Annotated in this window: 18 protein-coding genes, 1 other RNA gene and 1 pseudogene; 11 read left to right on the plus strand and 9 right to left on the minus strand. The window is 61.3% G+C overall.

Annotated elements, in window-relative coordinates:
- Window positions 1–223: 223 nt before the first annotated feature.
- The 8 genes and pseudogenes from ccoG (at window position 224) to GN234_RS09010 (ending at window position 8,696) form a co-directional block, all read left to right on the plus strand.
- Complete coding sequence (gene ccoG, locus GN234_RS08975; RefSeq protein WP_109751557.1) at window positions 224–1,639, plus strand: cytochrome c oxidase accessory protein CcoG; 1,416 nt, start codon at window positions 224–226, stop codon at window positions 1,637–1,639.
- An 11-nt stretch (window positions 1,640–1,650) separates the two neighbouring features.
- Complete coding sequence (locus tag GN234_RS08980; protein WP_109751841.1) at window positions 1,651–2,190, plus strand: FixH family protein; 540 nt, start codon at window positions 1,651–1,653, stop codon at window positions 2,188–2,190.
- A 134-nt stretch (window positions 2,191–2,324) separates the two neighbouring features.
- Window positions 2,325–4,775, plus strand: a complete 2,451-nt coding sequence (locus tag GN234_RS08985) for a heavy metal translocating P-type ATPase (protein WP_163854660.1) — start codon at window positions 2,325–2,327, stop codon at window positions 4,773–4,775.
- 24 nt (window positions 4,776–4,799) lie between these two features.
- On the plus strand, window positions 4,800–5,018 hold the full coding sequence (gene ccoS, locus GN234_RS08990; protein ID WP_047227179.1) for a cbb3-type cytochrome oxidase assembly protein CcoS: 219 nt from the start codon (window positions 4,800–4,802) through the stop codon (window positions 5,016–5,018).
- A complete protein-coding gene (locus GN234_RS08995; RefSeq protein WP_046065274.1) occupies window positions 5,011–5,694 on the plus strand; it encodes a sulfite exporter TauE/SafE family protein in 684 nt (227 codons plus the stop codon). The genes ccoS and GN234_RS08995 overlap by 8 nt, the downstream gene beginning before the upstream one ends.
- A gap of 164 nt (window positions 5,695–5,858) precedes the next feature.
- Entirely contained in the window at window positions 5,859–7,241 is a 1,383-nt protein-coding gene (hemN, locus tag GN234_RS09000; protein ID WP_176688311.1) for an oxygen-independent coproporphyrinogen III oxidase, read from the plus strand.
- 94 nt (window positions 7,242–7,335) lie between these two features.
- The gene (gene fnr / locus GN234_RS09005) at window positions 7,336–8,070 is read left to right on the plus strand and encodes a fumarate/nitrate reduction transcriptional regulator Fnr (protein WP_109751553.1); all 735 of its coding nucleotides are present in this window, start codon (window positions 7,336–7,338) and stop codon (window positions 8,068–8,070) included.
- A 76-nt stretch (window positions 8,071–8,146) separates the two neighbouring features.
- Window positions 8,147–8,696: pseudogene (locus GN234_RS09010) on the plus strand (adenine phosphoribosyltransferase).
- A 133-nt stretch (window positions 8,697–8,829) separates the two neighbouring features.
- Here the strand turns inward: GN234_RS09010 and recR are convergent.
- From recR to dnaX, 4 genes are all read right to left on the minus strand, one after another.
- Window positions 8,830–9,432 (minus strand): recombination mediator RecR, encoded by a 603-nt coding sequence (recR, locus tag GN234_RS09015; RefSeq protein WP_003199585.1) that lies wholly within the window; start codon window positions 9,430–9,432, stop codon window positions 8,830–8,832.
- Between the two features lie 66 nt (window positions 9,433–9,498).
- Entirely contained in the window at window positions 9,499–10,533 is a 1,035-nt protein-coding gene (locus GN234_RS09020) for an NADP-dependent oxidoreductase (protein WP_176688312.1), read from the minus strand.
- 286 nt (window positions 10,534–10,819) lie between these two features.
- A complete protein-coding gene (locus tag GN234_RS09025) occupies window positions 10,820–11,158 on the minus strand; it encodes a YbaB/EbfC family nucleoid-associated protein (RefSeq protein WP_003183512.1) in 339 nt (112 codons plus the stop codon).
- A gap of 64 nt (window positions 11,159–11,222) precedes the next feature.
- The gene (gene dnaX, locus GN234_RS09030; protein ID WP_176688313.1) at window positions 11,223–13,292 is read right to left on the minus strand and encodes a DNA polymerase III subunit gamma/tau; all 2,070 of its coding nucleotides are present in this window, start codon (window positions 13,290–13,292) and stop codon (window positions 11,223–11,225) included.
- Between the two features lie 142 nt (window positions 13,293–13,434).
- On the opposite strand from dnaX, the gene GN234_RS09035 reads away from it, so the two are divergent.
- On the plus strand, window positions 13,435–14,205 hold the full coding sequence (locus GN234_RS09035; RefSeq protein ID WP_176688314.1) for a substrate-binding periplasmic protein: 771 nt from the start codon (window positions 13,435–13,437) through the stop codon (window positions 14,203–14,205).
- Here GN234_RS09035 and GN234_RS09040 read toward each other — a convergent pair.
- Window positions 14,151–15,899: a putative bifunctional diguanylate cyclase/phosphodiesterase gene (locus GN234_RS09040; RefSeq protein WP_109751549.1), complete on the minus strand. Its 1,749-nt coding sequence runs from the start codon at window positions 15,897–15,899 to the stop codon at window positions 14,151–14,153. The genes GN234_RS09035 and GN234_RS09040 overlap by 55 nt on opposite strands.
- A gap of 338 nt (window positions 15,900–16,237) precedes the next feature.
- Here GN234_RS09040 and GN234_RS09045 point away from each other — a divergent pair, with 338 nt between their 5' ends.
- Entirely contained in the window at window positions 16,238–16,552 is a 315-nt protein-coding gene (locus tag GN234_RS09045; RefSeq protein WP_063322219.1) for a helix-turn-helix domain-containing protein, read from the plus strand.
- 198 nt (window positions 16,553–16,750) lie between these two features.
- Window positions 16,751–17,257: a DUF4823 domain-containing protein gene (locus GN234_RS09050; protein ID WP_116834201.1), complete on the plus strand. Its 507-nt coding sequence runs from the start codon at window positions 16,751–16,753 to the stop codon at window positions 17,255–17,257.
- A 175-nt stretch (window positions 17,258–17,432) separates the two neighbouring features.
- Here the strand turns inward: GN234_RS09050 and ffs are convergent.
- The 4 genes from ffs to ligA form a co-directional block, all read right to left on the minus strand.
- An RNA gene (gene ffs / locus GN234_RS09055) (signal recognition particle sRNA small type) lies at window positions 17,433–17,529 on the minus strand.
- Window positions 17,530–17,954: 425 nt separating this feature from the next.
- Window positions 17,955–18,305 (minus strand): hypothetical protein, encoded by a 351-nt coding sequence (locus GN234_RS09060; protein ID WP_176688315.1) that lies wholly within the window; start codon window positions 18,303–18,305, stop codon window positions 17,955–17,957.
- A gap of 149 nt (window positions 18,306–18,454) precedes the next feature.
- Complete coding sequence (locus GN234_RS09065) at window positions 18,455–19,615, minus strand: zinc-binding metallopeptidase family protein (protein WP_116831849.1); 1,161 nt, start codon at window positions 19,613–19,615, stop codon at window positions 18,455–18,457.
- A gap of 141 nt (window positions 19,616–19,756) precedes the next feature.
- Window positions 19,757–22,114: an NAD-dependent DNA ligase LigA gene (gene ligA / locus GN234_RS09070; RefSeq protein WP_176688316.1), complete on the minus strand. Its 2,358-nt coding sequence runs from the start codon at window positions 22,112–22,114 to the stop codon at window positions 19,757–19,759.
- Window positions 22,115–22,230: the final 116 nt, after the last annotated feature.

Below are 22,230 nucleotides of genomic sequence, written 5' to 3' on the forward strand. Positions count from 1 at the left end.
CCTTTCGTTTTTCGCCAGAGCAACGGGCTGTCTATAGTCAATTGATCTGGGTCATGAACTTGTTACATCCGCTACACCATTCTATGCACCGCCCCAACGCGACCAAAGGTCGCACCCTTGGGCCAGAGCGACAGGCGTATCATTGCGCCACCGCAACACCCTTTCTGACCGTGGTCGGCACGTACTGGCCCCGGCACTTTTCCACTGCCGTGGGATGCATTTGATGAGCAACCAGATTCCGGTACATGACGTTACCCCGCCTGCCAAGGACGCGACCAAAAGCGTCGACCTGTATGCCTCCCGGGAAAAAATCTACACCCGCGCCTTCACCGGCCTGTTCCGTAACCTGCGGATGCTTGGCGGAGCGTTCCTGTTCCTGCTGTATTTCGGTACGGTATGGTTGAACTGGGGCGGTCACCAGGCCGTCTGGTGGAACCTGCCGGAACGCAAGTTCTTCATTTTTGGCGCGACCTTCTGGCCCCAGGATTTCATCCTGTTGTCCGGGATGCTGATCATTGCGGCATTTGGCCTGTTTTTCATCACGGTCTATGCCGGACGAGTGTGGTGCGGCTATACCTGCCCACAGAGCGTGTGGACCTGGATCTTCATGTGGTGCGAAAAAGTCACCGAAGGCGATCGCAACCAACGCATCAAGCTCGACAAGGCCCCCATGGGCGCCAACAAGTTCCTGCGCAAGTTCGCCAAGCACAGCCTGTGGTTGCTGATCGGCTTCGTCACCGGCATGACCTTTGTCGGTTACTTCACGCCGATCCGCGAACTGGTATTCGAGTTCTTCACCGGCCAGGCCGATGGCTGGTCGTACTTCTGGGTCGGTTTCTTCACCCTCGCCACCTACGGCAATGCCGGCTGGCTGCGTGAACAGGTGTGCATCTACATGTGCCCTTACGCGCGCTTCCAGAGCGTGATGTTCGACAAGGACACCTTGATCGTTTCCTACGACCCGCGCCGTGGCGAAAGCCGTGGCCCCCGCAAGAAGGGCGTTGACTACAAGGCCCTGGGCCTTGGCGATTGCATCGACTGCACCATGTGCGTCCAGGTCTGCCCTACCGGCATCGACATCCGCGACGGCTTGCAGATCGAGTGTATCGGCTGCGCAGCCTGCATCGATGCCTGCGACAACATCATGGACAAAATGGATTATCCACGCGGCCTGATCAGCTACACCACCGAACACAACCTCTCGGGGCAGAAAACCCATAAACTGCGCCCGCGCCTGATCGGTTATGCCGTGGTGCTGCTGGCCATGATCAGCCTGCTGGCGGCGGCGTTCTTCATGCGCTCGCTGGTGGGTTTCGACGTCAGCAAGGACCGGGTGCTGTACCGCGAAAACGCCGAAGGCCGGATCGAGAACGTCTACAGCCTGAAGATCATGAACAAAGACCAACGCGACCATACGTACGTCCTGGAAGCCGCCGGCCTGCCCGACCTCAAGTTGCAAGGCCGCCGGGAGATCAAGGTCGCGGCCGGCGAGATCTACAGCCAGCCGGTCGAGCTGTCCAGCGCACCTGAGCAACTGCCATCGAGCACCAACGAGGTGACCTTCATCCTCAAGGACGCCGATGACAGCAGCGTACATGTCGAAGCCAAGAGCCGGTTCATCGGCCCACAAACTCGTTGAGAGAAATGAACATGCCTGCAGCAACCGCCACCAGCCCTTGGTACAAGCACCTCTGGCCGTGGATCATCATCGCGATCCTGACCTGTTCGGTGACACTGAGCCTGACGATGGTGACCATTGCGGTGAAGAATCCGGACAACCTGGTCAACGACAACTATTACGAAGCCGGCAAGGGCATCAACCGCTCTCTGGAGCGCGAACTGCTGGCCCAGACCCTGCAACTGCATGCCAACGTGCAACTGGATGATGTGACCGGCGAAGTGAACCTGCGCCTGAACGGCGACAGCCGCCCCCAGACCCTGGAACTGAGCCTGATCTCGCCAACCCAGCCGGAGAAAGATCGCAAAATTGTCCTGACCCGCAACGACAGCGAGCCGGGGCGCTACGTCGGCCAGTTGACGGACAAGATCGAAGGCCGGCGCTTTGTCGAATTGCTGGGCGTGGAGAACGACAAGACCTGGCGCCTGTTCGAAGAAGAACAGATCAGCCACGACCAGGACATCCTGCTCGGCGATGAACCGCTGCAAGGCGCTGAAGACCTGAAGAAATAGCGGCTGCGTTTCGCGCAATCGCGAGCAGGCTCGCTCCCACATCAGGTTTATGTCACCACGACATTCCAATGTGGGAGCGAGCCTGCTCGCGAAGAGGCCTTCAGATGCCAGCAAGTTTCAATATGTGAATACCCATGACCACTCCACAGCCCTGCTACCACTGCGCCCTGCCCGTTCCTCCCGGCAGCCGCTTCACCGCCGTTGTCCTCGGTGAAACCCGCGAGCTGTGCTGCCCGGGCTGCCAGGCGGTGGCCGAGGCGATTGTCGCCGGCGGCCTGGAAAGCTATTACCTGCATCGCAGCGAAGCGTCAGCCAACCCCGACACCCTGCCTGTCCAACTGACCGATGAACTGGCGCTGTACGATCGCCCCGACGTGCAGCAATCGTTCGTGCGCCATGAAGGCGAACTGGCCGAAACCACCTTGTTGATGGAAGGCATCAGTTGCGCCGCCTGTGGCTGGTTGATCGAAAAACAGCTGCGCAACCTGCCGGCCGTGGCCGAAGCACGGCTGAACCTGTCCAATCATCGCCTGCATGTACGCTGGGCCGACGCCCAATTGCCGCTGAGCACGTTGCTCGCCGAGTTGCGCCAGATCGGCTACGTCGCCCACCCGTACCAGGCCGACCAGGCCTGTGAACAACTCGCCGCACAAAACCGCCTGGCCCTGCGCCAATTGGGCGTGGCCGGCCTGTTGTGGTTCCAGGCAATGATGGCGACCATGGCCACCTGGCCGGAATTCAACATCGACCTGAGCCCGGAGATGCACACCATCCTGCGCTGGGTCGCGCTGTTCCTCACCACCCCTATCGTCTTCTACAGCTGCGCGCCATTCTTCAAAGGCGCCATGCGCGACCTGCGCACCCGGCATCTGACCATGGACGTTTCGGTGTCCCTGGCCATCGGCAGCGCCTACATTGCCGGGATCTGGACATCGATTACCGGCGTCGGCGAGTTGTACTTCGATGCCGTCGGCATGTTCGCCCTGTTCCTGCTGGCCGGCCGCTACCTGGAACGCCGCGCCCGGGAGCGCACCGCCGCCGCCACCGCCCAATTGGTCAACCTGCTGCCGGCCTCGTGTCTGCGCCTGGAGGCGAACGGCCAGAGCGAACGCATCCTGCTCAGCGAATTGCGCACCGGTGACCGGGTACTGGTGCATCCGGGGGCGGTCCTGCCGGCCGACGGCAAGATCCTCGATGGGCAGTCCAGCATCGACGAATCGCTGCTGACCGGCGAATACCTGCCACAACCTCGCCAAGTGGGCGATGCGGTCACTGCGGGCACGCTGAACGTCGAAGGGGCCCTGACGGTCGAGGTACTGGCCCTCGGGCAAGACACCCGATTGTCGGCCATCGTGCGGCTTTTGGAGCGGGCCCAGGCCGAGAAGCCGCGGCTGGCGGAAATCGCCGATCGTGCCGCCCAATGGTTCCTGTTGTTCTCGCTGGTCGCGGCGGCGGCCATCGGCCTGTTGTGGTGGCAGCTGGATGCCTCGCGGGCCTTCTGGATCGTACTGGCGATGCTCGTCGCCACCTGCCCTTGCGCGCTGTCCCTGGCTACACCGACGGCCCTCACCGCTGCCACCGGCACCTTGCACAAACTCGGCCTGCTGCTGACGCGCGGTCATGTGCTGGAAGGCCTGAACCAGATCGACACGGTCATTTTCGACAAGACCGGCACCCTCACCGAAGGCCGCCTGGCGTTACGCGCGATTCGGCCATTGGCGGTCCTCGACAGCGATCAATGCCTGGCCTTGGCCGCAGCCCTGGAAAACCGTTCGGAACACCCCATCGCCCGCGCCTTCGGCCGCGCGCCCTTGGCCGCCGAGCAGGTGCAGAGCACGCCGGGGCTGGGGCTGGAAGGGCTGGTGGCCGCACAACGCCTGCGCATCGGCCAGCCCGGTTTTGTCTGCGAACTGAGTGGCGCTTCCGTACCGCTGATGCCGGACGAACCCGGGCAATGGCTGTTGCTGGGCGATGAGATCGGGCCGCTGGCCTGGTTCGTCCTCGATGACCGCTTGCGCGTCGATGCCCCTGCCCTGCTGGCGGCCTGCAAGGCGCGGGGCTGGCGCACGCTGCTGTTGTCGGGTGACAGTTCACCGATGGTTGCCAGCGTCGCCGCCGAACTGGGCATCGATGAGGCCCGGGGCGGCCTGCGCCCGGACGACAAACTGGCCGTGTTGCAACAGTTGCACCAACAGGGCCGCAAGGTGCTGATGCTCGGTGATGGTGTGAATGACGTGCCAGTGTTGGCGGCGGCGGACATCAGTGTCGCCATGGGCTCGGCCACCGACCTGGCCAAGACCAGCGCCGACGCGGTGTTGCTGTCCAACCGCCTCGACGCCCTGGTCCATGCCTTCAGCCTGGCCCGACGCACCCGCCGGGTGATCATCGAGAACCTGGTGTGGGCAGGGCTGTACAATGGCCTCATGTTGCCGTTCGCCGCCCTCGGCTGGATTACGCCGGTGTGGGCCGCGGTCGGCATGTCCATCAGTTCGTTGACCGTGGTGTTGAATGCGCTGAGGCTGACCCGTCAGCCCAAGGTGCAGGTTATCGACGCCACGCCCGATACCCGCCCGCTGCCGGCCTGAGCCGCGCGGGCATGGAGTTCCGACATGCCAGCTCTCTACGTGATGATTCCGGCCGCGCTGCTGATCGTGGCCATCGCCGTGTACATTTTCTTCTGGGCCGTGGACAGCGGGCAGTACGACGACCTCGACGGCCCGGCCCACAGCATTCTGTTCGACGATCAGGACCCGAACCACAAGGCGGCGGTGGACGAAGCCAGTGGCGAGCCCCGCAAGCCGGACGACAAGGCCCCACCCCATGCTTGACCTGGCGCCCCTGTTGGTTTCGGCGGTCATCCTCGGCCTGCTCGGCGGCGGCCATTGCCTGGGCATGTGCGGCGGCCTGATGGGCGCCCTGACCCTGGCAATTCCCAAGGAACAGCGCAGCCGGCGCTTCCGGTTGCTACTGGCGTACAACCTGGGGCGGATCCTGAGCTATGCCACCGCCGGGTTGTTGATCGGCCTGGCCGGTTGGGCCGTCTCCAACAGCCCGGCAGCGATGATCATGCGGGTGCTGGCCGGCCTGCTGTTGATTGCCATGGGCCTGTACCTGGCGGGTTGGTGGAGCGGCCTGACCCGTATCGAAAGCGTCGGGCGTGGCTTGTGGCGGCACATCCAGCCTGTCGCCAACCGTTTGCTGCCGGTGTCGAGCCTGCCCCGGGCCTTGCTGCTTGGCGCGCTGTGGGGTTGGTTGCCGTGTGGGTTGGTCTACAGCACCCTGTTGTGGTCCGCCAGCCAGGGCAATGCCTTGGACAGCGCATTGCTGATGCTCGCCTTCGGCCTCGGCACCTGGCCGGTGCTGCTCGCCACCGGGCTGGCCGCCGAACGCGTCACCGCCCTGCTGCGCAAACGCAGCGTGCGCATGGCCGGTGGCTTGCTGGTGATTATTTTCGGGATCTGGACACTGCCCGGGCCGCATCAGCATTGGCTCATGGGGCATTGACCGAGTCGCCGCCAATCGCGAGCGGGCTCGCTCCCACAGTCTCCTGTGGGAGCGAGCTTGCTCGCGATGAGGCCAGCACCGATGCCCCGTTGACGCAAATCAAAACGGCCTTGCCCACAGCCCCCTAGACTCGCCTCATGCCAGTCTATCCGGGAAATGCCCGCATGCTCGACACCATTCGTTGGGACTCAGATCTCATCCGCCGTTACGACCTGGCGGGACCACGCTACACCTCGTATCCTACTGCGGCGCAGTTTGGCAGCCAGGTGGGCACCTTCGACCTGCTCCACGCCCTGCGTGACAGCCGCAAGGCCCTGCGGCCGCTGTCGCTGTATGTGCACATACCGTTCTGCGCGAACATTTGCTACTACTGCGCCTGCAACAAAGTCATCACCAAGGACCGTGGCCGCGCCCACGCCTATCTGCAACGCCTGGAACAGGAAATCCAGCTGATCGGCTGCCACCTGGACCCCACCCAACGCGTGGAACAGTTGCATTTTGGCGGTGGCACCCCGACGTTCCTCAGCCACGACGAACTGCGCCAACTGATGGCCAAGTTGCGCAAGCATTTGAACCTGTTGGATGACGATTCCGGCGACTACAGCATTGAAATCGACCCCCGGGAGGCCGATTGGTCGACCATGGGCCTGCTGCGTGAATTGGGTTTCAACCGGGTCAGTATCGGCGTGCAAGACCTTGACCCGGCGGTGCAACGAGCCGTCAATCGCCTGCAAAGCCTGGAAGAAACCCGTGCCGTGGTCGAAGCCGCCCGGACCTTGCAGTTCCGCTCGATCAATATCGACCTGATCTACGGCCTGCCCAAGCAGACGCCGGAAAACTTCGCTCGCACCGTCCAGGAAGTCATCCATCTGCAACCGGACCGGCTCTCGGTATTCAACTACGCCCACCTACCGGAACGCTTCATGCCCCAGCGGCGCATCGACAGCCAGGACTTGCCGAACCCGGAGCAGAAACTGGCGATGCTGCAAGGCACCATCGAACAACTGACCGCCGCCGGTTACCGCTACGTAGGCATGGACCACTTCGCCCTGCCCGACGACGAACTGGCAATCGCCCAGGAAGAGGCCACGCTGCAGCGCAACTTCCAGGGCTACACCACCCATGGTCATTGCGACCTGATCGGTCTGGGCGTTTCAGCCATCAGCCAGATCGGTGATTTGTACTGCCAGAACAGCAGTGACCTGAACCATTACCAGAACACCCTCGCCGACGGGCAACTGGCGACCAGCCGCGGACTGATATGCAACGCCGACGACCGCCTGCGGCGCGCGGTGATCCAGCAGTTGATCTGCCATTTCCACCTGGCTTTCGCCGAGATCGAACAAGGCTTCAACATCGATTTCCGTGGCTATTTCGCGTCGTTGTGGCCGCAGTTGCAAGCCATGGCCAAGGACGGCCTGATCGAACTGGACAGCACACATATCAAAGTACTGCCGGCGGGTCGCCTGCTGGTGCGATCCGTGTGCATGGTGTTCGATGCCTATCTGGAGCAACAAAACCGACAGCGCTTCTCCCGAGTCATCTGAGCGCGACAATTTGACGACGAAAGCACACTGGTCGGGGCGACTACGCTGGGGTACCCTTACGCCTTATGTGTGATTTCCCACAAGGATTTAAGAAATGTCCGAGCCAGTCAAACTGCGCGCCCATAACCAGGCCCATTGCAAGGATTGCAGCCTGGCGCCCCTCTGCCTGCCACTTTCGCTGAACCTGGAGGACATGGATGCGCTGGACGACATCGTGAAGCGGGGCCGACCTTTGAAAAAAGGTGAGTTCCTGTTTCGCCAGGGCGACGCCTTCGACTCCGTTTATGCCGTGCGCTCGGGCGCCTTGAAAACCTTCAACTTGAGCGATGGCGGCGAAGAGCAGCTCACTGGCTTCCACCTGCCCAGCGAGCTGGTAGGCCTATCCGGCATGGACACCGAGAGCCATCCGGTCTCGGCCCAGGCGCTGGAAACCACCTCGGTGTGTGAAATCCCCTTCGATCGCCTGGACGAGCTGGCCTTGCAACTGCCGCAGCTGCGCCGCCAGTTGATGCGGGTCATGAGCCGGGAAATCCGTGACGATCAGCAAATGATGCTGCTGCTCTCGAAAAAAACCGCCGACGAGCGTATCGCCACGTTCCTGGTCAACCTCTCGGCACGCTTTCGCGCCCGCGGGTTCTCAGCCAACCAGTTCCGCCTGAGCATGTCGCGCAACGAAATCGGCAACTACCTGGGCCTGGCGGTGGAAACCGTGTCCCGAGTGTTCACCCGTTTCCAACAGAACGAGCTGATTGCCGCCGAAGGCAAGGAAATTCACATTCTCGACCCGATCCAACTGTGCGCCCTGGCCGGCGGTTCGATCGAAGGCTGATGGACCCGCGCGGCTGAGGGATTTGTCTCGCCGCGCTATACTGCCGCGTTTGCAGCCCTGCCAGGACACCTCCACGATGGTCTTTGACTCCTTCGACATCAAATCCCTGATCCGCCCCGTGATCGATTTCCCCAAGCCCGGCGTGATCTTTCGCGACATTACCCCACTGTTCCAATCCCCGACCGCCCTGCGGCTGGTCATGGACAGTTTCGCCCACCGGTATGTCGAGGCCGAGTTCACTCACATCGGCGCGATGGATGCCCGAGGCTTCCTGATCGGCTCGATCCTGGCCTATCAGCTGAACAAGCCGCTGGTCTTGTTCCGCAAGCAAGGCAAGCTGCCGGCCGATGTGCTGGCCGAGGGTTACCAGACCGAGTACGGCGAAGCCTTCCTGGAAGTGCACGCCGATAGCTTGTGCGAGGGGGGACTCGGTGGTGATGTTCGATGACCTGATCGCCACTGGCGGCACGCTGATCGCCGCCGCCAACCTGATCCGCCGCATGGGCGCCAAGGTCCACGAGGCCGCGGCGATCATCGACTTGCCAGAATTGCTCGGCTCCCAGCGCCTGGAGGACATGGGGATCCCGACGTTCTGCCTGACGCAGTTCTCGCTCAGCGAAAAATAATCCTCACCCACAACACATAACCCTTGTGGGAGCGAGCCTGCTCGCGATAGCGATAAATCAGCCAGTATTGATGTTGACTGACACACCGCTATCGCGAGCAGGCTCCGCTCCCACAAGGATTGTTGGGTTGATGTTATAAGGCGATCGGCTTGCGCCCCGCAAACGAATGCGCCAACGTGCCGCCATCCACCAACTCAAGCTCCCCACCCAACGGCACGCCGTGGGCAATGCGCGAGGCGATCAGGCCTTTGTTGTTCAGCAGTTGGGCGATGTAATGGGCGGTCGCTTCGCCTTCGACCGTCGGGTTCGTGGCGAGGATAACCTCCGTGAACGTACCCGCCTCTTCGATCCGCGCGATCAACTGTGGAATGCCGATGGCTTCAGGCCCCAAGCCATCGAGCGGTGACAGATGGCCCTTGAGCACGAAATAACGACCGCGAAAACCGGTCTGCTCCACCGCATACACATCCATCGGGCCTTCCACGACGCACAGCAGGCTGTCGTCCCGACGCGGATCGGCGCATTGCGGGCAAAGATCGTCTTCGGTGAGGGTTCGGCATAAACGGCAATGCCCTACACCTTCCATGGCCTGGCTAAGAGCCTGGGCCAGGCGCGAACCGCCGCTGCGATCACGCTCGAGCAATTGCAACGCCATGCGCTGGGCAGTTTTCTGACCCACACCCGGTAACGTTCGCAGGGCATCGATCAGTTGGCGAATCAAAGGACTGAAGCTCATGGAGGAAATGTCCGACATAACAACGAGACGCGGTTTATACCCGCGCCTCCGATTAGCGTCAAATACTCAATCCTGCGCGACCCGAACCACCAACTTGCCGAAGTTGCGCCCTTCCAGCAGGCCGATAAACGCCTGTGGCGCATTCTCGAGGCCATCGACCACGTCCTCGCGGAACTTGACCTTGCCATCGCGCACCCAAGGCGCCATGGCACTGATGAACTCCGGCTGACGATCACCGTAGTCGTCAAACACAATGAATCCCTGGATCCGCACGCGCTTGGTCAGCAAGGTGCGCTGCAGTTGTGGCAAACGGTCCGGGCCGCTCGGTGCCTGTTGATCATTGTAGGACGCGATCAGGCCACAGAGCGGGATCCGGGCCTTGGCATTGAGCAACGGCACGACGGCATCGAAGACTTTGCCCCCGACGTTTTCGTAATAGATGTCGATGCCCTTGTCGCAGGCCTGCGCCAGTTCCTCGGCAAAATTCGCGCTTTTATGATCGACACAGGCGTCAAAGCCCAGTTCGTCGACCACGTACTTGCATTTTTCGCGGCCGCCCGCAACGCCGATGACACGCAGGCCCTTGATTTTCGCCACCTGGCCGACCACCGAGCCCACCGCACCGGAGGCGGCCGCGACCACCAGGGTTTCCCCGGCCTTGGGTTGGCCAATGTCCATCAATCCCATGTAAGCGGTCATGCCCGGCATGCCCAGCACCCCAAGGGCCATCGACGGGCTAGGCAGCCCGGCGGGGATGGGCATCACATTGCGCCCATCGCTGATGCTGTGGCTCTGCCATCCCGTGGCGCCCACCACCAGATCACCCTCCTGGAATTTCGGGTGCAGCGAGAGCTCCACGCGGCTGACGGCGCCTCCGGTCATCACCCCATCGATTTCCACCGGCGCGGCGTAGGAAGGCGCGTCGCTCATTCGTCCGCGCATGTAGGGGTCCAGGGACAGGAACAGCGTCTTGAGCAGGATTTGCCCGTCCACCAGGTCCGGTAGGTTGATCTGCTCGAAGCGAAAATTGTCCGGGGTGGGTGCGCCTTTGGGTCGGGAGGCGAGGACGATGCGTTGGTTGGAGGTCGACGCTTGTGACATGGAAAGGTCTCCTTGATCGTTGATCGGCTCTTTATAAGGAGCAGACCCTTTTGAAGGGGGTGTGTTCGATGCTCTTGCCGTTGGACCGCGGTGCCAGCATCGCGAGCAGGCTCGCTCCCGCAGGATGACGGTGGCAGACCTGGATTTTGTTAGTACCTTCAGACACTGTGGGAGCGAGCCTGCTCGCGATAGCGGTTTAACAGCCACCGAGGCTTTGGAGCAGAAACAAAAATGCCAGGCGCGATGCCTGGCATTGTGTGTAGCCCATCCCGACCGGGATGGCGAATCAGAACGGCAGCTTCATGCCCGGCGGCAGCTGCATGCCGGCGGTCATGCCGGACATCTTGTCCTGGCTGTTGGCTTCGATCTTGCGCACCGCGTCATTGACGGCGGCGGCGAACAGCGCTTCGAGCATTTCCTTGTCGTCTTCGCTCAGGCCTTCGACCACGCTTGGGTCGATGCTCACGCGCTTGATGTCGTGGCGACCGGTCATGACCACGGTCACCATATCGCCGCCGGACTTGCCGGTGACTTCGGCGTTGGCCAGTTCTTCCTGCATCTTGGCCATTTTTTCCTGCATCTGCTGCGCCTGCTTCATCAGGCCGGCCATGCCACCTTTCATCATGGGAATCACCTCGAAAGTACTTGGATAAACAACGCGCCCGGCCCGTTGGGCCCGACGCCTTCAGTTATGAGCCCTGGGTGACCGGGGCCTCGACAGGTTCGATAGTATCGTGACGGACCACGGCGCCGAACTGTTGCATCATCTGCTGGATGAATGGATCACTGTGGATCGACTCTTCGGCTTCGCGCTGACGGTCGGCACGGCGACGGGACGCGGCCTGGGCCGGGGTCTCCTGCTCGGGCTTGATCAGCTCGATGGTCAACGTCAGGGTGCGCTGGTGGTACTGGTTCAGTGCATCGTTGAGGCGACGCTGCTGGGTCGCGTTGAACAATGCGCTGTGGGCCGGGTCCAGGTGCAACAGCCAGTGGTCGCCTTCCACGGAGATCAGCGTGCAGTTGGCGGCGATGCTACCGGTCATGCCGCTGATCGGCAGTCGAGGGAACAGTTCCAGCCATTGCAGGGCCAGCCCGGTGGCCGGCATCGCCGCCGGTTCCGGCTCGGGCTCCGGGGCCGGCTCTGCGGCGTGCTCGCTGGCCAGGTCGTCCAGGTAGCTGTAGGCCGAATCCATGTCCGGCTCGATGTAATCCTCGTCCAGCTGCGGCTCATCGTCCAGGTCGATGCCCGGCGTGGCGACGTCGACGTCGGCCACTGTGGGCTCGGGCACTGGCGCGACGACCCATTCCGGCGCATCGGGTACCACGCTGTCGGGCGTTGGCAATGGCATCGGCGGCAACTCAGGCTGCTCGGCGATGGTCTCCAGGACCGGCTCCACGGCGGGTTGCTGGACGACCTCCGGCTCGACCGGATCGTTCCAGGGCAGGTCGACCACGGCTTCGACGACAGGTTCGGGCGCCGCCTCGACGACCGGTTCGGGTTCCGGCTCAGGGGCCGTGACAACGGGTGTCGGGGTCGGTTGTGCCACAGGCGCGTCCGGAGCCGAAGCCACTGCCGGCGCAACGACGGGCGCGGCAGCCACTGGCTTGGCGGAATCAGCTGTGGCCTGGCTGATCCCCACTGGCTTTAGCGGCTGCCTCGGGGCGTCCGCCGTGTCGGCTGGCCGGAACGCCAGCATTCGCAACAGGACCATTTCGAAGCCGCCGCGCGGATCCGGCGCCAGGGGCAGGTCGCGACGGCCAATCAGGCCCATCTGGTAATAGAACTGCACGTCTTCGGCCGGCAGCGCCTGAGCCAGGGCCAGTACGCGATCACGGTCGCCATGGCCGTTGTCGACACCGTCCGGCAAGGCCTGGGCGATGGCGACACGGTGCAGCACGTTGAGGATTTCCGAGAGCACGCCATTCCAGTCCGGCCCCTGCTCGGCCAGGTGACGCACGGCCTCGAGCAGCGCCTTGGCGTCGCCTTCGATCAGCGCCTGCAACACGTCATAGACCTGGCCGTGATCGAGAGTACCGAGCATGGCCCGGACATCGGCGGCCATGACCTTGCCTTCACCGAAAGCGATGGCCTGGTCGGTCAGGCTCATGGCATCGCGCATCGAACCATCGGCGGCGCGGCCCAGCAGCCACAGCGCATCGTCCTCGAAGGGCACGTTCTCGACGCCCAGTACGTGCGTCAGGTGCTCGACGACCCGTTCCGGCGTCATGTTCTTGAGGGAGAACTGCAGGCATCGCGACAAAATCGTTGCAGGAAGTTTCTGCGGGTCAGTGGTCGCCAGGATGAACTTGACGTAGGGCGGCGGCTCCTCGAGGGTCTTGAGCAGCGCATTGAAAGAATGGCTGGAGAGCATGTGCACTTCGTCGATCAGGTAGACCTTGAAGCGCCCACGGCTCGGCGCGTACTGCACGTTATCGAGCAGTTCGCGGGTGTCTTCGACCTTGGTGCGGCTGGCGGCGTCGATCTCGATCAGATCGACGAAACGGCCCTCGTCGATTTCCCGGCAGACCGAGCACTCGCCGCAAGGCGTCGAGGTGATGCCGGTTTCACAGTTCAGGCACTTGGCGATAATCCGCGCGATGGTGGTCTTGCCCACGCCGCGGGTACCCGTGAACAGGTAGGCATGGTGCAGCCGCTGGCTGTCCAAGGCATTGATCAGAGCCTTGAGCACATGGGTCTGGCCGACCATTTCGCGGAACGAGCGCGGACGCCATTTACGTGCAAGAACCTGATAACTCATCGAAAACCGTCGCAACGAAGGAACATAAGCGGCTAATGCTAGCGGAGCAGGGGCGAAATTGCATCCGGTGTGCTCGTCTAATCTGACTAAGATTGGTCAAGGACTCGGTTGTCGACGCGGTTTTGTACAGTCAGGAGAGTTTATGCGCTCAGCCATGGGGGCTTTGCTGTTGTTGGGTACCAGTTGCTTTGCCGAGGAAGGCCCCTTGCGCTTCGCCGTTACCGACGGCTGGGCGATGCCCATGGTGCAGATCGAACGAGGTCGGCCGATTCAGGGCATCATTCCCGACATCATGACAAGCCTGGCGACCCAGGTAGGGCTGCCGGCGCAATTCCACGTCCTGTCCCGCGCCCGGCTGGACGGCGCCATGAAACACGGCGAAATCGACCTGCGCTGTTATGTCAGCCCCGACTGGGTGAAGGACAGTGGCGATTATTTGTGGAGCATCCCGTTGTTTTTCCAGCGTGACCTGCTCGTCGCCACGGCAAGCACCCCTGCGGCGGTCACACCCGCAACGTTGCCGGAACAAGCCATCGGCACGGTGCTCGGCTATACCTACCCGACCTTGCAACCCTTGTTCGACAGCGGCCAACTGCACCGAGACGACGCCCGCAGCCAGGAACAAGTGCTGGCGAAACTGCTGGCCGGACGTTATCGCTACGGGATCAGTAACCAATGGGCACTGGACTGGTTCAATCAACGCCATACCGCCGATCGACAACTCCATGAAGTGGCGGTACTCCAGGAACAGCAGTTGAGCTGTTACGTGCGCAACGATCCGAGCATCCCGGCGCAACGCATCCTGAGGACATTGCTGACCATGAAGACATCCGGGGAGATCGACGCAATCATCCAGCTTTATACCGGTCGCAGTGACGTATCGCCGGCCAGCAGCAACACACCCTCTCCCTGATCGCCGGGTCGCTGCCGCCATTGCGCCGGCGGGATGAACCCCAGGACCCAGTCGGGGATCTGTTCGGGCGGCATGGGCCGGGCGATGAAGTAACCTTGGGCCACCTCACAGCCCAGGCGCAGCAGCAACTGGCCATGCTCCAGGCTGTCCAGGCCCTCGGCGACCACCTCACGGCCAAACGCCCGGGCCAGGCCGATCACCGCTTCGGTCAGCGCCAGGTCGTCCTGGTCGTCGAGAATGTCGCGGACAAAGGTCTTGTCGATCTTGATGGTCTGCGTGCGCAGGTGCTTGAGGTCGTTGAGCGAGCAGTAGCCGGTGCCGAAACCACCCAGTGAAAAACCCACGCCCAACGCCTGGCAGGCCTGGAGGCAAGCGCTGACGTGTGCAAGGTTCTCCACCGCGACGGATTCGACAATCTGCAGATCCAACAGCCGTGGCGGTACCGCCGGATGCCGCTCCAGCACCTGACGCAACCGCTCGACAAAATCCGCCCGCTGGAAATGCCGCGCCGAGATATTGATGCTCACCGGCCAGCCCTGCCCCGCCTGCTGCCATTGCTGCAATTGGATGAGTACCTGCTCCATGACCCACTCGCCGATCTCGACGATCAGGTCAGTCTCTTCCACCAGGGGCAGGAACTCCCGAGGCGGCACCAGGCCACGTTGCGGGTGCTTCCAGCGCAGCAGCGCCTCGAGGCCGACCACGGTGCCATGGCGCATATTGACCTTGGGCTGGAAATGCAGCCGCAGCTCATTACCGGCCAATGCCTGGCGGACCCGCTCGACAGTCTGGTAAGTGGCTCGCACTTCCTTGTCCCGGGACACATCGAACAAGTGGAAACGATTGCGACCGCTTTGCTTGGCCACGTACATCGCCTGGTCAGCGTGGCGCAACAAGGTCTCGGCGTCTTCGTTGTCCCATGGGAACAGCGTGACACCAATGCTGGCGAAAACCTTGATGTCCTTGCCGTCGATGCCATAAGGCATGGAAACGGCGATCAACACCCGGTTCAAGGCAGCATGTAATTCATCCATCCCACGCACATGGCGCAGCACCAGCACGAACTCGTCCCCACCCAGCCGTGCTACCACGTCCTCGCCACGCACAATGCTGCGCAGGCGCCTGGCAACTTCCACCAGCAGCCGATCGCCGCTGGCATGACCATAGCCGTCATTGACGGCCTTGAAGCCATCGAGGTCGAGCATGCACACCGCCAGGGGCAGGTTCTCCGCGCGTGAAAACTCCAGGGCCTGGTCCAGCAGTTCGGACAGATAAGTGCGGTTGGGCAGCCCGGTCAGCACATCGTGCCCTACCCGCCATTGCAGCGAATGCAGCAGGCGCCGCTTTTCGCTGACGTCGAAGCGAATCGCCAGGTAGCGTTCAATTTGCCCGGTCTCGTCGTCGATCACCGGCACCAACGTGGTGTCGACCCAGTGCAGCGTACCGTCCTTGGCCCGGTTGCAGATCTCCCCTTTCCAGACCTGGCCCAGGGCAATGGTGCGCCACATGGCGCTGAAGAACTCGTCAGGGTGTTGGCCGGAATTGAGCAGGCGATGGTTCGCTCCCAACAACTCATCGCGCCGGTAACCAAAAAGGCTGCAAAATTGATCGTTGACGTAGGTGATGCGCCCGCTCAGATCGGTTTCGGAAAAAATCGCGGCGGCGTCAACGGCTCTGCGGTACTTCTTATCCATCGAAGCAGTCATCCATGAGTCAGGCTCATTTGTCGCGCGCGGTTGCACCGCCTTCAAGACAGGCGAAAATCAACTAGGCTCAAACACTTTGAGAAAAGCCGGAGCGCGGGTCCTGGTGGTGCCAAGGTAAGGCTTCAGCCCTTGCCTTGTATCGCGGCAAGAAACGCAAGGACCGGTCTGCGCGCACACCCAGGCTTCTGAAGCAGGTCACCAAATGCCCGTGCCAAAGGCCGATTCTACGAAACACATCACACTTTGCAAAGCAAGGTGATGGATCACGCGGTTGCCTAATGCGAAAATCTATCGTTAAGTTCTTGATTCTAAATGGGAATTAAGCGATGCAAATTTCAAGTTTGGGTCCAGCCATCAGACGCTACCGCAAAGTAGCGGGGCTTACTCAGGCTGAACTTGGCGAAAAAACCGGTTTTGACCCCAAAACCATCAGCCGCTTCGAAACCGGCACCTACACCCCCAGCGTCGAAGCCTTGTTCCTGCTTGCCAATGTGCTGGATGTACAACTGAAAGCCTTTTTTGCCGACATGGGCGATGAGGACGAACAGCGGGCGTATCTATTCGGTGTCATACACAGAGCCACCCCGAAGGATCTGGGAAAGCTGATCGCAGCGGTCGACCAGGCCTTGTCCAAGCCTTGACGCCATGAAAGAGAAGCCTGGCCTGTCAATGCGAGACAGGCCAGGCTTCTCTTTGCTCGCTTGCCCAATTCCGAGGGCGACGCAAGACATAATGTCACGTTGACATCGTCCACCACGAACCCGGACTATCAACGCGCTGATTCCTGCGTCCCTATGACGCCTACGACTCGTCTACACAATAAAATCCCAGGGGACACCGTGCATAAACTTTCGATCATTCTCGTTTCGATACTCGCCACCGGCTGCACCGCCAAATACGCGCAACAAGAAGTATTCCCCAACCCTGGAAAACTTGATCGGCAAATGCCAGTCACCATCGCCACACCAGTTGACGGCCGCTACGAAACGACACCCTATACTGCCTCCGGAGATATGACAGCTGCCGCCATCAAGACGGCATTCTCTTATTACACCAACCGTGTGACGGTAACGGGCACGTGCCATGAATTGAACTGCCTGAGGCAGAACAACCCTTCGGGCTACTACGTCATCCCGGAAATCCTCCATTGGGAAGAACGCGCCACAGAATGGTCGGGCCTCCCCGACAAGATTGAAGTGAAGCTCGCCATTTATGGCTCGACTGGAACACAGCCGCTGGGGTCTGCGATCCTGTCCGGTAAAAGCAAGTGGGCGACTTTCGGCGGGGATCATCCACAGGATCTTTTACAAGAGCCGATTAATGAGTATGTGAAAGCTCAGTACTGACTGTAGGGGCCCGTCCTGCCGGTGCACAGGGCCGCCCTCCTTATCGACGCTCGATTGCCCTACCCGGCCAAAACCCGGACAGCAGAAAGCACCGATCGATATCGATCAGCAAAACGAAAGGAAATTCTGAATTTGGCAAACCTTGCGAACGAAGGCTTGGGCGTTATGGAGGCAACCCCACCAGCCACACCCCGGCACACAATGTTCCCGCTGTGGCTGCTTCCTTCCGGATCTGACCAGGTTCACGGGTAATCGTTGCGGGGGGACCGATGGGGTCACCATAACGATGCCCGCCTGACGGCGAGCCGCGCCATTGTACCTATCTGACGAGAAGTTACAACCGTTCGTACCAGATAAAAAAACTGAAGATGTTCAAGCACTTGCTGTGGGGTGCTTGCTCTGGCGTCGGCACATCCGACAGGAAGGCAAGCTAACCTGCCGCCATCGTGAGCAAGCTCGCTCCCACATGAGTTCTCTAGTGTTCACAGATCCAGCGCTCTGCCCAGGTCCCTTATGGGAGCGAGCCTGCTCGCGATAGCGCTGGATCAGCTTGCATTGATGTTGAATGAACCTCCGTCATCGCGAGCAGGCTCGCTCCCACGGAAAAACTGCGGTAAAGCTTTAATCGATTGAATCTTTTAACCAATACTTACGAACAACTACAAACATTGCATCATTGTCGATATTAAATGGCCGATCATGACGACGTATTACAAACCACCACTGGGCAGAACGGCCCATACTCACCATTGGAAGCTTGAGCCCGAACTTGAACATTGAAATAAACAGGTCGGGATCCCCCACTGACGCCTATCTCATGCTGGTACCAGCCGCGTCCGTCCGGTTTCACTTGGGTTGCGGGAACGAACTGCGGCTGTCCAGTTGCCACCGCTGTTACTTTAAACGTGTGCCCCGCAATCTGATCGGGCCGGACATTATCCGAAATTTGCCAGGCTAATATAATGGTGTATTGGCTCTGTCCGGCCTGGGAAAGTCTCCGAGGCGCATTGGGAATGGTTGTCGCTTTATCTGCTTCATCATGTTTCATCGTATTATCCATAATAAATATAGCCATCATCCATGGCGGCCTTAGGGTAAAGGAAAACTTGAATATAAAACCACCATCAAAACAAATAGCATTACTTTAACGCTGCCTAGCCTCCCAACGAGGCAGGCAAACTTAGTGCGAAAACAAAGTTACATAAGCACCTCATCCGCCCGACCACCCTCCTCCTGAATAACCAGATGGATGAAATGCAGCTTGGTGATGACGGCGGCGGGTACGACGAACGGATAGAAATCCGGCTGGCCCATGCTGCGGGACAGTTCGTTGAGCATGCCAGCCAGCTCGATCCAGGCGTTGACGAATGACAGGAAGGCCGTCCCCCCAGTGTGCTCGGGGTCGTACAAGGTCTCGGGCGGAAAAGGCTGGTAGTCGATATCCATTTCCCGAGCACTCATGCCAAAACCCAGCGCCGTGTCCACCGCATCCATCATGTGCAGATAGTGAGCCCAGGTTTCCGCCCAGTCTTCCCAGGGATGCATGGTGGCGTAGGCGCTGACGTAATGGGTTTGCCAGTCCAGCGGCGCTCCCTGCTGATAATGCCGCTCCAAGGCTGCGGAATAACTGGCGCGCTCATCGCCGAACAGCTCACGAAACGCCTCGAGCCAGTGAGTGTTGGCGATCAGCCGATCCCAGTAGTAGTGCCCCACCTCATGCCGGAAATGTCCGAGCAAGGTGCGATACGGTTCGCGCATCTGCTGGCGCACGTATTCGCGATGGGCATCGTCGGCTTCTTTGATATCGAGGGTGACCAGGCCGCTGGCGTGACCTGTGGTCGGAGGCGTGCCATCGGGATCGACGCCAATGAAATCGAAAGCCAGGCCGATATGTTCATCGACGGTTTTCGGGATCACCGGCAAGCCGAGGGTGATCAGTTGCGCCACCAACCGGCGCTTGGCGGTTTCGACCTTGCGCCAGCGCTCGGGGTTTTCCGGGATCGACAAATCGGGGATGGTGCGATTCAGGCTGCAGGCAATGCACAAGGCATCATGTCCGTTGGCTGGCAACAGCCAGTTGCACGCCGCCGGGGTGTCGAGGTTGGCGCAGCGGCGGAACAGTCCGGCTTGCGGGCCGGCGTCCAGCGTCCAGGTGTCGGGTTGCTCGCCGGGTTGCAAGGACGACAGGCGGCTTTGTTCAGGCTGATAGCCCAGCGCCGCCAGGCAAGCCAGGCATTGGCTGTTGCGAAAAAACAGCGACTGGCCGCAGCGACACGACCAGATTTTGCTATTGCGCGAACGATCGCCCATGAAAGGCGCGGCAATGCGTGAGGTCAGTTGTTCGAAGAAGCGGTACATGGCGATCTCTCCCTGGAGCCTGCAAGACTAGATCATCCTCTGCCCACGATCGTTCCCATGCATTGCCTGACCGGTGCCGCCGAGCGGGAGCAAGCTCCCTCGCCACAGAAACCAGAGTATTGCCCGAAGGAGCGCTCACGGTTAAACCGTGATGCCATGCTTACTCAAGAAAGCGACAAACGCCTCTTCGTCGAGCACCTTGAGCCCCAGCTCATTGGCCTTGGTCAGCTTCGACCCCGCCCCCGGCCCGGCTACCACGCAATGGGTTTTCGCCGATACGGAACCGGCGACCTTGGCCCCCAGGCTTTCCAGCTTGTCCTTGGCAACATCGCGGCTCATCAGCTCCAACGACCCGGTCAACACCCAGGTGTGCCCCGCCTCGGGCAAGCCTTCGACGACTTTCTTCTCGCTCTGCCAATGCATGCCGAAGTCCCGCAGCTGTTGTTCCGCAGCTTGGGCCTGCTGGCGATTGGCGGCGACAGCGAAGAACACGCGTACGGCGTTGGCCTGTTTTTCCGGCAGGGCCTGGCGCATGTCCAGCCAGTCGGCGTTCATCACGGCTTCGAGTGAACCGAACTTGTCCGCCAGTTTCTGTGCCCCGCCCGGCCCGACCGAGGGAATGTGCAGTTTGTCGAGAAAGCCGCCCAGGGTGGTGCTGGCGGAGAATTCAGCGCCCAACTCGCCCTGATCCTGGATATCGAGACCATGGCGTAGCAGATCCTTGATCACCTCGCGATTGTGCGGGTCTTCGAAGAAGCTGTGGATCTCGTGGGCCACTTCCAGGCCGACGTCGGGCAAGTAGGTGAGCACCTGAGGCAAGGCCGCCTGCACGCGCTCCAGCGAACCGAGGGAGCGGGCCAGGACCTTGGCGGTCTCCTCGCCCACGTCGGGGATGCCAAGGGCGTAGATGAACCGCGCCAGGCTTGGCTCCTTGCTGTCGACGATGGCCGCCAGCAGGTTTTTGCTCGACAGTTCGGCGAAGCCTTCCAGGTCGACCACCTGCTCGAAAGTCAGGGCATACAGATCGGCAGGCGAACCCACCAGCCCCTCGTCCACCAACTGCTCCACGCTCTTTTCACCCAGCCCCTCGATGTCCATGGCCCGGCGCGACACGAAGTGAATGATCGCCTGCTTGAGCTGCGCGCCGCAGGCCAGGCGACCGACGCAACGGTACACCGCGCCTTCGCTGATGGTTTCACGACCCTTGCTGCGCTTGATCAGTTGCGTGCGCTCGACATGGGAGCCGCAGACTGGACATTGCTGGGGAATTTCAACGGGACGGGCGTTTTCCGGGCGACGTTCGGTGACGACTTGCACCACTTGCGGGATCACGTCCCCGGCACGACGGATGATCACGGTGTCGCCGATCATCAGGCCCAGGCGCGCCACTTCGTCCATGTTGTGCAGGGTGGCATTGGCCACAGTCACGCCTGCCACCTTGACCGGCTTGAGCCGCGCCACGGGTGTCACGGCGCCAGTGCGACCGACCTGGAACTCGACGTCCAACAGCTCGGTGAGCTCTTCAGAGGCCGGGAATTTATGGGCGATGGCCCAGCGCGGCTCCCGGGCGCGAAAACCCAGTTCGCGCTGGGAGGCGATGCTGTTGACCTTGAACACCACGCCATCGATTTCATAAGGCAACGCGTTGCGCCGTTCGCCAATGTCGCGGTAGTAATCCAGGCATTCGTCGATGCCATGGGCGAGTTTCAGTTCGCGACTGATGGGCAGGCCCCAGGCCTTGAGCTGCTTGAGATTGCCGATGTGGGTATCGGCAATGTCCGCGGTCACCTGGCCGATACCGTAGCAGCAGAATTCCAGCGGGCGGTTGGCGGTGATCCTCGAATCCAGCTGGCGCAGGCTGCCGGCCGCCGCGTTGCGCGGGTTGGCGAAGGTCTTGCCGCCCGCCTCCAGTTGCGTGGCGTTGAGGCGCTCGAAGCCGGCCTTGGACATATACACTTCGCCGCGCACTTCCAGCAGCGGCGGCCAGCCGCTGCCCTGTAACTTGAGGGGGATGTTGCGCACGGTGCGCACGTTGACGCTGATGTCTTCGCCGGTAGTGCCGTCACCGCGCGTGGCACCGCGCACCAGCATGCCATCCTGGTACAGCAGGCTGACCGCCAGGCCATCGAGCTTCGGCTCGCAGCTGTATTCCACCGCCGCGCCGCCGCCCAGCAAGTCGCCCATGGGCAGGTCGAGACCTTCGGTCACCCGGCGGTCGAACTCGCGCATGGTGGTTTCGTCGAAGGCGTTGCCCAGGCTGAGCATCGGGATCTCGTGACGGACCTGGCTGAAGGCCGACAGCGCCACGCTGCCGACCCGCTGCGTCGGGGAATCGCTGGTCACCAGCTCCGGATGCTGCTCCTCCAAAGCCTTGAGCTCGTGGAACAAGCGGTCGTACTCGGCGTCCGGGATGCTCGGCTCATCGAGGACGTGGTAGCGATAGTTGTGCTGGTCCAGCTCGGTGCGCAGCTGTTGGATGCGGGTTTCAACGGCATTCATGGGTGTTCTCTCATCATAAAGCAAAAGAGCAGCCGAGGCTGCTCAATCTCTTGAAATCATCGGCAGTCGGACCTGAGCCCGCCGAACATACAACCTGTGGCGAGGGGATTTATCCC

It is taken from the genome of Pseudomonas bijieensis (assembly GCF_013347965.1).
GTDB classification, from domain to species: Bacteria; Pseudomonadota; Gammaproteobacteria; order Pseudomonadales; family Pseudomonadaceae; genus Aquipseudomonas; species Aquipseudomonas bijieensis.